The sequence below is a fragment of the Pseudomonas sp. LBUM1648 genome (assembly GCF_059716145.1).
Window position 1 is genome coordinate 1,750,981 of sequence record NZ_CP166808.1, and the last position, 11,465, is coordinate 1,762,445.

Here is an 11,465-nt window from a genome sequence, read left to right on the forward strand (position 1 = left end):
GCGCATCTTCACTGTATTGTATTGATCGGGGAGATGGCGCCTGGCCCTTTATCGGTTCCAGTGATAGCCCTTTGCGCTCCCCCTCTGGTTGCCCGTTGTGGCAGCCATTTTCTGTTTGTCGGCGCCCCTCGAATCCTTGCGAGCGGTGGTTTTGGGCTGTTTTTTATTGGGAAGCCGTAATGATTGGCATAAAAAGCATTGCGAGCTACGTTCCTGTAGCCGGCGTGGACAATTACGCACAAGGTGCAAAATTCGAGAAGGATGAAGACTTCATCCTTGGCAAGATCGGCTCGGCATTCCTGCCGCGCAAAGACGCTGAACAAGAAACCTCCGATCTGTGCGTTGAAGCGGCCAATGCGCTGTTTGCCAGCAACCCTGAGCTGAAACGTGAGTCGATCGACGCGCTGATCGTCGTCACTCAGAACGGTGACGAAGAAGGCCTGCCGCATACTGCCGCGATCGTGCAGGACAAGCTCGGTCTGCCGACCAATGTCGCGGCGTTCGATATTTCCTTGGGCTGCTCCGGTTACGTCTACGGCATCTATGCGATCAAGGGCTTCATGGAAGCCGCAGGCCTGAAGAACGGCTTGCTGATCACCGCTGACCCTTATTCGAAGATCGTCGACCCGGAAGATCGCAACACCACCATGCTCTTCGGCGATGCCGCCACCGCCACCTGGATGGGCGAAGATCCGACCTGGGCGTTGGGTAAAGCCAAGTTCGGCACTGACGGCTCCGGCGCTCCGCACCTTAAGGTCAGCAATGGTGTGTTCTTTATGAACGGTCGTCAGGTGTTCAACTTCGCGCTGCTCAAAGTCCCGGCGCATCTGCATGAATTGCTCGACGATTCCGGCCTCAAGGCTGACGACATCGATGCGTTCTGCATTCACCAGGGCAGTGCGGCAATTGTCGATGCGGTGGCGCGGCGCTTCGAAGGCGAGCCGGAGAAGTTCATCAAGGACATGGTCGAGACCGGCAATACCGTGTCGTCGAGTGTTCCGTTGCTGCTGGAAAAACACGTGCTCGATTCTGACTGGAGTCGCGTTGCGATCAGCGGTTTCGGTGTCGGTTTGTCCTGGGGGTCGGCGATCATCTATCGTCCCTGAGTCACCTGTTTTTCTATAAAACGCGGCACAAAAAAGCGCTCAAGGTGTAACCTTGAGCGCTATTTTTTTGCCCGGATGTCAGGCGAGGCGCCATGAGCGAGTTTTTTCAATCCAATATCCAGATCATCGAAAAGCGCTGGCCTGCGGTGGCTGCGCGTCTGCTGAGCGAAGACCCGAGCTCGTTGCAGGCCGATCTGGTGGAAGGACTGGGCTCGACCTTGAGCGTCAATGGCATTCAGTTGACCAGTCGGCATGACCGTATGCGTGAAGCGCAGGTGCAGGCCGCAAGCCTGGCAGCCGACAGCCCGGTGTTACACATCTACGGTGCCGGGTTGGGCGATCTGCAACACGAGCTGCTGCTACGTCCGGCACTCGCGCAGTTGCACGTGCACATTCTCAATGGCGCCGTGTTTTCGCTGGTGCTGCAACTGCTTGATCAAGCACCGTGGCTCGGCGATTCACGCGTCCAGTTGCACTACGCCGGTGATCGCGAGGAAATCTGCCTGCCTTTCTTTGCCTTGCCGTCCGAGCTGGTGCTGGCAGACGACTACAACGCGAAAATCCGCGACCGACTGATCAGCGAGACGCACCTTACGTTCAATAATCGCGAGTTCGATCCGCACGCTGCGCACATTGTCGAACGCTTGCATGCCAGTCAGACGCTGATGCACGTCGATGCGGATGTCGCCGAGCTGTTCGGCACATGCGCGGGCATGCCGGTGTTTGTGATTGCGACAGGGCCGAGCCTGGAAATGCACTTCCAGCGATTGCGGACGATCCGCGAGCAACAGCCTCGGCCGCTGTTTATCTGTGTCGACACCGCGTATAGACCGTTGCTTGAACAGGGGATTCACCCCGACATCGTGGTTACGATCGATCAGCGCATTGCCGAGCGCCACTTGCCGCCGGCCGGTACGAGCGCCATTCGTCTGGTGTATATGCCCATGGTCGATCCGTCAGTGTTGAGTGCCTGGCAAGGCCCGCGCTATGTAGCCTATTCACCTAGCCCGATCTATCAGGCATTGCGCCAGCAATTTCCCAGAGGTGAATTGCATGGGGGCGGCAGCGTGATCCACCCTGCAGTGGATCTGGCGGTGAAAATGGGTGCCGGGGAAATCACCCTGTTCGGTGCCGACTTTGCCTTCCCGGGCGACAAGACCCATGCCGGCTGGAATGACGGTGAACTGGGACCACAACTCGGTGCGGCGAAACACTGGGTGCTCGATGGCCACGGCCAACGCATCAAAACCCAACTCAACTTCCGTAGCTATCTTTGCGAACTGGAGCGCTTTATCGCCGGGCATCCTCAGGTGCGCTTTTACAACAGCAGTCGGGCCGGGGCGATCATTGCCGGGACCGCCTTTCATCCGGAGTTGGCGCTATGAGTGCAATGTTTGTCGAGCAGGCACAGCAGTGTGCGACGTTGTTCCGGCTGGGGCGTGACGTTGAGGCAGGGTTGGCGATGATTGATCTGGCCGCTGCGCTGCAACCATCCTTCGATCAAGCGGGTGCGGATAATCAACACCAATGGCTGCAGGTTCTCAGTCTGATGCTGGAATGTCAGGAGGCGCAAAACTGGCTGGCACTGGCGGATTACCTCGAATACGAATTGACTCAACTGATCACGGACAGTCTGTCCGTTTAGACAATTTCTCCCCACTCGTCGGTTCTGGCTCCCGATCTTGAGCTTCCGGCGTATTCCTGACGCCATTTTTTCGTTTGTCGACGGCCGCCAAGTCCTTGATTTACGAGGGGTGGCCGTCTGATGGCAATTTTTTTCGAAAATCCCCTAAAGCAAGTCCCAATCCCGACGATAACTATTACGAAGGTTCTCTAGGCCATACCCGGCGGTTGCCAGGGCCGGAAGCCGCAGTACCCAACCAACGAGGAATTCGTCATGGCTTTAACAGTAAACACTAACGTCACATCGTTGAACGTTCAGAAAAACCTGAACCGTGCTTCCGACGCTCTGTCGACTTCGATGACTCGCCTGTCTTCCGGCCTGAAAATCAACAGCGCTAAAGACGACGCCGCCGGCCTGCAAATCGCTACCCGTATGACTTCGCAGATCCGTGGTCAGACCATGGCGATCAAAAACGCCAACGACGGTATCTCGATCGCTCAGACCGCTGAAGGCGCGATGCAAGAATCGACCAACATTCTGCAGCGTATGCGTGAACTGGCTGTTCAAGCACGAAACGACTCGAACGGCACCGACGACCGTGCTGCTCTGAACAAAGAATTCGCGACCATGTCGGACGAGCTGACTCGTATCGCCAAGTCGACCAACCTGAACGGCAAAAACCTGATCGACGGTACTGCTGGCACCATGACCTTCCAGGTTGGTTCCAACACTGGCGCTACCAACCAGATCACCATCACTCTGAACAGCGGCTTCGACGCTGCAACTCTGAGCGTTGGTTCGGCTACTATCGCTGTTACCGGTACCGACAGCACCACTGCTGAAGCAAGCACCAAAGCTGCAATCGACGCGATCGACAAAGCTCTGAAAACCATCAACACCAGCCGTGCGGACCTCGGTGCTGCTCAGAACCGTCTGACCAGCACTATCTCCAACCTGCAAAACATCAACGAAAACGCCAGTGCTGCACTGGGTCGCGTACAAGATACCGACTTCGCTGCTGAAACTGCACAGCTGACCAAGCAACAAACTCTGCAACAAGCTTCGACCGCAGTTCTGGCTCAGGCCAACCAACTGCCATCCGCTGTACTGAAACTGCTTCAGTAATAGCTGGTGAGTTTTGGCGGGGGAGTGCGCTTGTCGCGCTCTCTCGCTTTTTACTTTTTTAAGAGGTGATGGACATGGATATGAGCGCCAAGCTGAACTTGTCTTATCCTGCGGCCAAGCAGGCGACGACTGTTGCCGACAAGCCTGCGGAGAAGCCTCGCCCGGTGGTTGCCCCGGTAGCTATCGTCAAGGATGAACGCAAAAGCGATCAGACCGAGCAGGAAAAACTGAAGATGGCCGTTCAGGAAATCGAAAAGTTTGTGCAGTCGGTCAAGCGCAATCTGGAGTTCTCGATCGATGAGCCTTCAGGCAAAGTAGTGGTCAAAGTGATTGCCAGCGAATCCGGTGAGGTGATCCGTCAGATCCCCAACGAAGAAGTGCTGAAACTGGCAAATAGTTTGAATGATGCAAGCAGCCTGTTGTTCAGCGCTAAAGTCTGACAGCTGGCACGAATTTTGTTGCTATGTTCTTTTGGGCGTTGTAGTGGTCAAAAGACCGGCGACACACTGAAGGGAGTTCCACATGGCAAGTCCAATTCTACCGGGCACGGGTTTAGGCTCCGGCCTTGATACCGGTGCTATCGTCAAAGCCTTGGTAAACGCTGACAAAGCGGCCAAGCAAGGTCAGATCGACCGTGGGACTGCGACCAACACCGCAAGCATTTCCGGTATCGGTACTCTGAAGTCGTTGATGACGGCTTTCACTCAGACCTTGACGGACCTGGGCAGTCTCTCCAACCCACAGTTCCCGGGTTTTGCTGCCACTTCCTCTGATCCAAAGATCCTCGGCGCCACTGCCGGCAACACGGCGGTCAATGGTAACTACGTTGTGACCGTCGGCAAGCTGGCCACCTCCTCGAAGGTTGCCAGTGCCGCTTTTGCAGGTGGTAACACCAGTCCGATTACGGCTGGCACGCTGACCATCAAGCAGGGTACTGGCACATATAACCTCGACATCAAGGCTGGGGCGACACTGCAATCGGTGCGCGACTCGATCAACGGTGACGACAAGCTCAAGAGCGCAGGCATCAGTGCCAACATCGTCACTGACTCCTTTGGTTCGCGTCTGGTATTGGGTTCTACTACCACGGGTGCGGGTTCCGATATTTCCGTCAGCGGAATTTCCGAGCTGGCCATCAATGGCAGTACCGTGATTGGCACCAGCGGCTCGCCGATGACGGCGACTTCCGCGGGTTCCATTGGTGCTCTGGCGATCGATGCCGAATTCACCATCGACGGCATGGCCCTGACCAGCAAGAGCAATACCGTCGACAAGGCTGTTTCCGGCCTGACCTTGAATCTGGTAGCGACCGGTACCTCCACTGTCACCGTCGCCAGCAACAACGATGGCTTGAAGGCTTCCATTCAGAAGTTCGTCGATGCCTACAATGCTCTGGCCAACGGCATCACTGCGCTGACCAAGCCTTCCCTGGACGATGATGGCAAGCCGACCGTTGCGGCGGCTCTGACTGGCGACGCCTTGCCGCGTTCGATCCTGTCGGCCATCCGTGAGCCGCTGTCGCAAACCGGTTCGGGCGACAAGCTGACCGTTCTGGCGCAACTGGGCATTACCACCGATCAGAAAACCGGTGCGCTCTCTTTTGACAGCACCAAGTTCACCGCTGCCATGAATGACAAGAAGCTGGGTGGCGAAGTCCAGAAGATGTTCGTTGGCGAGTTGGGTTCTGACAACGGTCTGCTCAAGCGCATGCAAAAAGCGATTACGCCGTTCTCCACTACTGGCGGGATTCTGGATCAGCGCACCACCAGTCTGAACAAGACCAAGACCAAACTGACCAATGATCAGGCTGCGCTCGATCGTCGTATCGAAACCCTGACCGCTGTACTGACCAAAAAGTACAACGACATGGACACCCTTGTCGGCAAGCTGAAGGCCACCGCCAGCAACATCACTTCGATGTTCGAGGCGTTGACCGCTCAACAGAAAGGCTAAGGCCTGAAACGCCAAAAGCCCGGCAGCGTTTTTCTACGCTCCGGGCTTTTTGTATTTCAATCTAAAGTTTTTTGACGCATCGTCGATACCCTTGATATGCGTCCCATAGAAATTTGATGAGGTAGAACATGAATCCGATGTTAGCCCTTCGCCAATACCAGAAGATTGGCGCTCAGGCGCAGACTTCCGAAGCCAGTCCGCACCGTCTGGTACAGATGCTGATGGAAGGTGGTCTGGATCGTATTGCCCAGGCCAAAGGTGCCATGGAGCGCAAGGACATCCCGAACAAGGGCATCCTGATCGGCAAAGCCATCGGCATTATCGGTGGTCTGCTTGAAGGGCTTGATCTGGATAATCGGTCGGAGCAGGTTGGCGAGTTGGCCAATCTCTATGAATACATGATGAAGCGTCTGACCGAAGCCAACGCCAAGACCGATCCAAAGATCCTCGACGAAGTCGCTGACCTGCTGCGCACGGTCAAGGACGGCTGGGATGCCATCGGCACGCCGGCTCCACAGTTTTAAGGAGATCACCATGAGTCTTGTATTGCAGCGAATCGAAGAAACCCGCGAGGCTCTGGTCGGTGCTCTGGCCGAGCGCAACTGGGAAGCTATTGGCGAGCTGGATCTGGCTTGCCGTTCCTGCATGGAAGACGTCTTGAGTGAAGCTTCGGTGGACGAGGCCGCGTTGCGCGATAACCTTGAGGAATTGCTCGGGGTTTACAAAAAGCTGCTCGAGGCGGCGACGGGGGAGCGGCAGGCGATAGCCAACGAGATGTCGCAGATCACCCAAGCGCAGAACGCGGCAAAGGTTTACCATCTGTTTGGTTAATTAACCCCCAGTTAATCCAGATATGTGCGCCATAAATTTGACTGTGCACGGTTTTTTGACTTAACTAGTGGCTGATTTCAGATTTCAGGCGTCTACAGGCACATGGTGTCCTGCAAGCGTCTCGCTTGCCCCATTTTTCGGGCATTGAGTTGACTAGGGAAGTTGCTATTGCATGTGGCGTGAAACCAAAATTCTGCTGATCGATGACGATAGCGTCCGCCGCCGCGACCTGGCGGTGATCTTAAATTTTCTCGGCGAAGAAAATTTACCCTGCGGAAGCCATGACTGGCAGCAGGCAGTCGGCTCTTTGTCATCTAGTCGTGAGGTCATTTGCGTACTGATCGGGACGGTCAATGCTCCTGGTGCGCTTTTGGGCTTGTTAAAGACACTCTCAACCTGGGATGAGTTCCTTCCGGTTTTGCTGATGGGCGATAATTCTTCCGTTGACTTGCCTGAAGACCAGCGTCGTCGAGTGCTTTCGACCCTCGAAATGCCACCCAGCTACAGCAAATTGCTCGACTCCCTGCACCGTGCCCAGGTCTATCGCGAGATGTATGACCAGGCCCGCGAGCGCGGCCGTCATCGTGAACCCAACCTGTTCCGCAGCCTCGTCGGCACCAGCCGGGCGATCCAGCACGTGCGCCAGATGATGCAGCAAGTGGCCGACACAGACGCCAGCGTGCTGATCCTCGGCGAGTCCGGCACCGGCAAGGAAGTGGTTGCGCGCAACCTGCATTACCACTCCAAGCGCCGCGACGCGCCGTTCGTGCCGGTGAACTGCGGGGCGATCCCGGCAGAGCTGCTCGAGAGCGAGCTGTTCGGCCACGAGAAGGGCGCCTTCACCGGCGCAATCACCAGCCGTGCCGGCCGCTTCGAACTGGCCAACGGCGGTACGTTGTTCCTCGACGAAATCGGCGACATGCCGCTGCCGATGCAGGTCAAGCTGCTGCGCGTGCTGCAAGAACGCACCTTCGAGCGTGTGGGCAGCAACAAGACCCAAAGCGTCGACGTGCGCATCATCGCTGCGACTCACAAGAACCTCGAAAGCATGATCGAGATCGGCACCTTCCGCGAAGACCTCTACTATCGCCTGAACGTGTTCCCGATCGAGATGGCGCCGCTGCGTGAGCGCGTCGAAGACATCCCGCTGCTGATGAACGAACTGATCTCGCGCATGGAACACGAAAAGCGCGGTTCGATCCGTTTCAACTCGGCGGCAATCATGTCGCTGTGCCGTCACGGCTGGCCGGGCAACGTCCGCGAGCTGGCCAACCTGGTGGAGCGCATGGCGATCATGCATCCGTACGGGGTGATCGGCGTGGTCGAGCTACCGAAGAAATTCCGCTACGTCGACGATGAAGACGAGCAGTTGGTCGACAGCCTGCGCAGTGATCTGGAAGAGCGCGTGGCAATCAACGGCCATACGCCGGACTTCACCGCCAACGCCATGCTTCCGCCGGAAGGCCTGGATCTGAAGGACTACCTCGGTGGTCTGGAACAGGGCCTGATTCAGCAGGCGCTGGACGATGCCAATGGCATCGTGGCGCGTGCGGCCGAGCGCTTGCGCATTCGTCGTACCACGCTGGTGGAGAAGATGCGCAAGTACGGCATGAGCCGGCGCGATGGTGATGAACAGGCGGATGATTGACGCCTGTTTTTCAACCTCTTCATTTATAAGCAGTTTTTTTTAGGCACGGGTATTGCTACATCCCTCGCAACGTTCCGTTTAACTGACGGTCAGCCAGCGAGAGAGCACAATGCCCCAAGTCGCCCAGATGTCTTCTGCCTCCAGTCCCGAGGGGCAGCCGTCCTCCGTAGAGCAGGTCAGCCGACAGGGTCTTGAGCAGGCATTCGCGCTGTTCAGCCAGATGTCCAGTCAGTTGACTGACTCCTATAGCATGCTTGAAGCCCGGGTGACTGAGCTCAAGGGTGAGCTGGCGGTGGTCAGTGCTCAGCGCATGCAGGAACTGGCGGAAAAAGAGCGTCTGGCCAACCGTCTGCAAAACCTCCTTGATCTGTTGCCCGGTGGCGTCATCGTGATCGATGGTCACGGCATTGTGGTCGAAGCCAACCCGGCGGCCATCGAGTTGCTCGGCTTGCCACTGGAAGGCGAGCTGTGGCGCCATGTCATCGCGCGCTGCTTCGCCCCGCGTGAAGACGACGGTCACGAAATCTCTCTGAAAAACGGTCGGCGCCTGTCGATTGCCACCCGCTCGCTGGATGCCGAGCCGGGGCAATTGGTGCTGCTCAACGACCTGACCGAAACCCGTCATCTACAGGATCAACTGGCGCGCCACGAACGCTTGTCTTCGTTGGGGCGGATGGTCGCCTCGCTGGCTCATCAGATCCGCACCCCGTTATCCGCCGCGTTGCTCTACGCCAGCCATTTGACTGAGCAGGAACTGCCGGTCGCCACTCAGCAGCGCTTCGCTGGCCGCCTCAAGGAACGCCTGCATGAGTTGGAGCATCAGGTGCGCGACATGCTGGTTTTTGCCCGCGGTGAATTGCCACTGACCGACCGCCTCACGCCTAACGCCTTGATGCAGTCGCTGCAAGCGGCCGCATTGACCCATGTGCAGGATTTGCCCATCCGCTGGCAGTGCGACAGCCATGTCGGCGAGTTGCTGTGCAATCGTGACACGCTGGTCGGCGCTCTTTTGAACCTGATCGAAAACGCCATTCAGGCCAGCGCCGGCGATGTGCGCTTGAAAGTGCATTGCTACACCCGCAACAACACCCTGCGGCTGTGTGTCAGCGATACCGGTAGCGGGATTGAGCCGGCGGTGCTGGCGCGGCTCGGCGAGCCATTTTTCACCACTAAAGTTACCGGCACGGGCCTGGGCCTGACCGTGGTCAAGGCTGTCGCCCGTGCGCATCAGGGAGAATTGCAGCTGCGTTCGCGAGTCGGGCGCGGCACGTGCGCGCAGGTGATCCTGCCGCTGTTTTCCGCTGCACAGGGAGCTGAGTGAACGACATGGGCATCAAGGTTTTGCTGGTCGAGGATGACCGTTCGTTGCGCGAAGCGCTGGCCGATACGCTGCTGTTGGCGGGCCACGATTATCACGCGGTCGGCAGCGCTGAAGAGGCGTTGACGGCGGTGGCGCGCGAAGCGTTCAGTCTGGTGGTCAGCGACGTCAATATGCCTGGCATGGATGGGCATCAATTGCTTTCTCTGCTGCGTGCCCGGCAGCCGCAGTTGCCAGTGTTGCTGATGACTGCGCATGGCGCCGTCGAGCGAGCCGTCGATGCGATGCGCCAGGGAGCGGCGGATTATCTGGTCAAACCGTTCGAGCCCAAGGCGCTGCTCGATCTGGTGTCTCGACATGCTCTCGGCAGTCTAGGTGCCAGTGATGCCGAAGGCCCGATTGCAGTCGAGCCGGCCAGTGCTCAATTGCTTGAGCTGGCGGCGCGGGTCGCACGCAGTGATTCCACCGTGCTGATCTCGGGCGAGTCCGGTACCGGCAAAGAAGTGCTGGCGCGCTATATCCACCAGCAATCCCATCGTGCCAATCAGCCGTTTATCGCGATCAACTGTGCCGCGATCCCTGACAACATGCTCGAGGCGACGCTGTTCGGTCACGAAAAGGGCTCGTTCACTGGCGCCATCGCGGCGCAGGCCGGCAAATTCGAACAGGCCGACGGCGGCACTATCCTGCTCGACGAAATTTCTGAAATGCCCCTTGGTCTGCAAGCCAAACTGCTGCGTGTGCTGCAGGAGCGCGAAGTCGAGCGGGTCGGCGCGCGCAAGCCGATCACCCTGGATATCCGTGTGGTCGCGACCACCAACCGCGATCTCGCCGGCGAAGTGGCAGCGGGTCGCTTCCGTGAAGATCTTTTCTACCGTCTGTCAGTTTTCCCGCTGGCGTGGCGTCCACTTCGCGAGCGTACTGCCGATATCTTGCCGCTGGCTGAGCGGTTGCTGGCCAAACACGTCAATAAAATGAAGCATGCCGCGGCGAAACTCTCGCCTGAGGCGCAAGCGTGCCTGACCGGTTATCCATGGCCGGGCAATGTGCGTGAACTGGATAACGCGATTCAGCGTGCGCTGATTTTGCAGCAGGGCGGCTTGATCCAGCCGCAGGATTTCTGTCTGGCGGGCTACGTGACGTTCGCTGCATTACCAGTCAAGTCGCCGACGCCTGCGGTGAATCGTGAGGTCGAAATCGACGCTGATTCGGCGGGCGCATTGGGCGACGACCTGCGCCGCCGGGAGTTTCAGATGATCATCGACACCCTGCGCAGCGAGCGAGGCCGACGCAAGGAAGCGGCTGAAAAACTCGGAATCAGCCCGCGCACCCTGCGTTACAAACTGGCGCAAATGCGCGATGCGGGCATGGACGTCGAAGGCTATTTGTTCGCCACCTGATTGCCGGCGCAATGCTTGAAAACGCTTTTCTGAAAAGGCTGCCCATGAGCTGGCACCCTTGTTGCTAATACCTGTGTACCCGCCGAGTGAGTGTCAAAAAATTGCGGGCCGCCCAAGAGAGTAGACCATGAGCCAAGGTATTGAATTCAATCGGTTGATGATGGACATGAAGGCCATGCAAATGGATGCCATGTCTGCGCCGAAATCGACTGCCGCTGTCCCTGAACTGGCGGGCAGCAGCTTTTCCGACATGCTCGGTCAGGCGATCAATAAAGTCAGCGATACCCAGCAGGCGTCGGCTCAATTGGCCAATGCATTCGAAGTGGGCAAGAGCGGCGTCGATCTGACGGACGTGATGATTTCCTCACAGAAAGCCAGCGTGTCGTTTCAGGCTCTGACCCAGGTGCGCAACAAACTGGTTCAGGCTTATCAAGACATCATGCAGATGCCGGTATAAGGA

The 11,465-nt window shown here is 57.6% G+C and carries 12 protein-coding genes; all 12 read left to right on the top strand.

All coding sequences use genetic code 11. The features are described from left to right. The first annotated feature begins 179 nt into the window (after positions 1–179). The 12 genes from ACA043_RS07995 (at position 180) to fliE (ending at position 11,462) form a co-directional block, all read left to right on the top strand. Positions 180–1,106: a ketoacyl-ACP synthase III gene (locus ACA043_RS07995; protein ID WP_401271060.1), complete on the top strand. Its 927-nt coding sequence runs from the start codon at positions 180–182 to the stop codon at positions 1,104–1,106. Between the two features lie 92 nt (positions 1,107–1,198). After that, positions 1,199–2,491, top strand: a complete 1,293-nt coding sequence (locus ACA043_RS08000; protein ID WP_497658948.1) for a motility associated factor glycosyltransferase family protein — start codon at positions 1,199–1,201, stop codon at positions 2,489–2,491. Next, complete coding sequence (locus ACA043_RS08005) at positions 2,488–2,751, top strand: hypothetical protein (protein ID WP_187677370.1); 264 nt, start codon at positions 2,488–2,490, stop codon at positions 2,749–2,751. Before ACA043_RS08000 ends, ACA043_RS08005 begins: the two co-directional genes overlap by 4 nt. Before the next feature lie 252 nt (positions 2,752–3,003). Beyond that, a complete protein-coding gene (locus tag ACA043_RS08010) occupies positions 3,004–3,855 on the top strand; it encodes a flagellin domain-containing protein (RefSeq protein ID WP_123465735.1) in 852 nt (283 codons plus the stop codon). A 74-nt stretch (positions 3,856–3,929) separates the two neighbouring features. After that, complete coding sequence (locus tag ACA043_RS08015) at positions 3,930–4,295, top strand: flagellar protein FlaG (protein WP_187677371.1); 366 nt, start codon at positions 3,930–3,932, stop codon at positions 4,293–4,295. An 82-nt stretch (positions 4,296–4,377) separates the two neighbouring features. Next, positions 4,378–5,808, top strand: a complete 1,431-nt coding sequence (fliD, locus tag ACA043_RS08020; RefSeq protein ID WP_497617064.1) for a flagellar filament capping protein FliD — start codon at positions 4,378–4,380, stop codon at positions 5,806–5,808. A 128-nt stretch (positions 5,809–5,936) separates the two neighbouring features. Continuing rightward, complete coding sequence (gene fliS / locus ACA043_RS08025; protein WP_187677373.1) at positions 5,937–6,332, top strand: flagellar export chaperone FliS; 396 nt, start codon at positions 5,937–5,939, stop codon at positions 6,330–6,332. A gap of 10 nt (positions 6,333–6,342) precedes the next feature. Beyond that, positions 6,343–6,639, top strand: coding sequence for a flagellar protein FliT (fliT, locus tag ACA043_RS08030; RefSeq protein ID WP_187677374.1), 297 nt, complete (start codon positions 6,343–6,345; stop codon positions 6,637–6,639). A 172-nt stretch (positions 6,640–6,811) separates the two neighbouring features. Next, the gene (locus ACA043_RS08035; protein WP_187677375.1) at positions 6,812–8,287 is read left to right on the top strand and encodes a sigma-54 dependent transcriptional regulator; all 1,476 of its coding nucleotides are present in this window, start codon (positions 6,812–6,814) and stop codon (positions 8,285–8,287) included. Positions 8,288–8,414: 127 nt separating this feature from the next. Continuing rightward, positions 8,415–9,608, top strand: a complete 1,194-nt coding sequence (locus tag ACA043_RS08040) for a sensor histidine kinase (protein ID WP_497659627.1) — start codon at positions 8,415–8,417, stop codon at positions 9,606–9,608. 5 nt (positions 9,609–9,613) lie between these two features. Further along, positions 9,614–11,005 carry a sigma-54-dependent transcriptional regulator gene (locus tag ACA043_RS08045; protein WP_497659628.1) on the top strand — a complete coding sequence of 464 codons (1,392 nt, stop codon included), beginning with the start codon at positions 9,614–9,616 and terminating at the stop codon, positions 11,003–11,005. Positions 11,006–11,132: 127 nt separating this feature from the next. Beyond that, on the top strand, positions 11,133–11,462 hold the full coding sequence (gene fliE, locus ACA043_RS08050) for a flagellar hook-basal body complex protein FliE (protein ID WP_401272007.1): 330 nt from the start codon (positions 11,133–11,135) through the stop codon (positions 11,460–11,462). Positions 11,463–11,465 lie beyond the last annotated feature (3 nt).

Bases quoted from the DNA above. Each gene is read 5' to 3' on its own strand.
- fliS (WP_187677373.1), top strand. From the start codon at position 5,937: ATGAATCCGATGTTAGCCCTTCGCCAATACCAGAAGATTGGCGCTCAG.
- ACA043_RS08040 (WP_497659627.1), top strand. From the start codon at position 8,415: ATGTCTTCTGCCTCCAGTCCCGAGGGGCAGCCGTCCTCCGTAGAGCAG.
- fliT (WP_187677374.1), top strand. From the start codon at position 6,343: ATGAGTCTTGTATTGCAGCGAATCGAAGAAACCCGCGAGGCTCTGGTC.
- ACA043_RS08010 (WP_123465735.1), top strand. From the start codon at position 3,004: ATGGCTTTAACAGTAAACACTAACGTCACATCGTTGAACGTTCAGAAA.
- fliE (WP_401272007.1), top strand. From the start codon at position 11,133: ATGAGCCAAGGTATTGAATTCAATCGGTTGATGATGGACATGAAGGCC.
- fliD (WP_497617064.1), top strand. From the start codon at position 4,378: ATGGCAAGTCCAATTCTACCGGGCACGGGTTTAGGCTCCGGCCTTGAT.
- ACA043_RS08045 (WP_497659628.1), top strand. From the start codon at position 9,614: ATGGGCATCAAGGTTTTGCTGGTCGAGGATGACCGTTCGTTGCGCGAA.
- ACA043_RS08000 (WP_497658948.1), top strand. From the start codon at position 1,199: ATGAGCGAGTTTTTTCAATCCAATATCCAGATCATCGAAAAGCGCTGG.
- ACA043_RS07995 (WP_401271060.1), top strand. From the start codon at position 180: ATGATTGGCATAAAAAGCATTGCGAGCTACGTTCCTGTAGCCGGCGTG.
- ACA043_RS08035 (WP_187677375.1), top strand. From the start codon at position 6,812: ATGTGGCGTGAAACCAAAATTCTGCTGATCGATGACGATAGCGTCCGC.
- ACA043_RS08005 (WP_187677370.1), top strand. From the start codon at position 2,488: ATGAGTGCAATGTTTGTCGAGCAGGCACAGCAGTGTGCGACGTTGTTC.
- ACA043_RS08015 (WP_187677371.1), top strand. From the start codon at position 3,930: ATGGATATGAGCGCCAAGCTGAACTTGTCTTATCCTGCGGCCAAGCAG.